The organism is Methylobacterium sp. C33D, assembly GCF_053345825.1.
In genome coordinates this window covers 1-936 of sequence record NZ_JBKFAV010000109.1, presented here as the reverse complement: position 1 = coordinate 936, position 936 = coordinate 1, and the positions used below count along the sequence as shown (strand labels likewise).

The following is a 936-nucleotide window of genomic DNA, read 5'->3' as shown; positions in this document are numbered from 1 at the left end:
CCATGCCCAAGGTCATCATCAGCGAGTTCATGGACGAGGCCGCGATCGCGGCCGAGCTCGCCGGCCTCGACGTGGTGTACGATCCGGGCCTCGTCGACCGGCCCGCGGACCTCGCCGCCGCCGTGGCCCAAGCCGACGCCCTGATCGTGCGCAACCGGACCCAGGTCCGCGGCGCCCTGCTCGACGCCGCCCGCGACCTCAAGGTGGTCGGCCGCCTCGGCGTCGGCCTCGACAACATCGACGTCCCGGCCTGCCGGACGCGCGGCATCGCCGTCTACCCGGCCACCGGCGCCAACGACGGCGCGGTCGCCGAGTACGTGGTCGCCACCGCGCTGCTGCTCCTGCGCGGCGCCTACGGGGCGAGCGCCGCCGTCGCCGCCGGCGCGTGGCCGCGCAACGCCCTGATGGGCCGCGAGATCGCCGGCCAGCGCCTCGGCCTCGTCGGCTTCGGCTCGATCGCCCGCGAGACCGCCCGGCGGGCGGCGGCCCTCGGCATGCGTGTCGCCGCCCACGACCCCTTCGTGGCCGCGGACGACCCGGCCTGGAACCCGGCCTCCGGCCCCGTGCAGAGCCGGGCGCTCGACGCGCTGATCGCGGGGAGCGACGTGCTCTCGCTGCACGTGCCGCTGACCGATCGGACCCGCGGCCTGATCGACGCGGCGGCGCTGGCGCGGATGCCGAAGGGCGCGATCCTGATCAACGCGGCGAGGGGCGGGGTGGTGGACGAGGCCGCCGTGGCGCAAGCCCTGCGCTCCGGCCATCTCGGCGGCGCGGCGCTCGACGTGTTCGACCGCGAGCCCCTCGACGCGGCGGCGGGCGCCGTCTTCGCCGACGTGCCGAACCTGATCCTCACGCCGCACATCGCCGGGGTGACGCAGGAATCGAACGTGCGCGTCTCCGCCGTCACGGCCCGGGCCGTGCGCCGCCACCTCACGG

General features: G+C 76.6%; 1 protein-coding gene. It reads left to right on the top strand.

Features of this window, described 5'->3' with window-relative positions:
* Positions 1-2 precede the first annotated feature (2 nt).
* The coding region (locus tag ACLBXO_RS31580; RefSeq protein WP_447687895.1) for an NAD(P)-dependent oxidoreductase at positions 3-936 on the top strand (934 nt) is incomplete at its 3' end.